This is a genomic window from Erythrobacter sp. HI0063 (genome assembly GCF_001635685.1).
GTDB lineage: Bacteria > Pseudomonadota > Alphaproteobacteria > Sphingomonadales > Sphingomonadaceae > Qipengyuania.
The window spans coordinates 1-215 of the sequence record NZ_LWFF01000277.1; the positions used below are offsets into that span (position 1 = coordinate 1).

The window sequence follows — 215 nt, forward strand, 5'->3', positions numbered from 1 at the left end:
ATTCCGGAGGAGCACGGCGGCCTCGGCCTCGGCAAGCTGGCGATGTGTCTCGTTTCGGAAGAATTGTCGCGCGGATGGATCTGTGCCGGTTCGCTGGGGACGCGCTCGGAAATTGCCGGAGAATTGATCCTTGCCAACGGTACGCAGGAGCAGAAGCGCAAATTCCTCCCCCGCCTCGCCGATGGGAGCATCCTGCCGACCGCCGTGTTCACCGA

Annotated in this window: 1 protein-coding gene; it reads left to right on the forward strand. The window is 63.3% G+C overall.

From position 1 onward, the window contains the following. Positions 1–215: acyl-CoA dehydrogenase family protein (locus A3736_RS09430; RefSeq protein WP_197465571.1), on the forward strand; the 215-nt coding region annotated here is incomplete at both ends.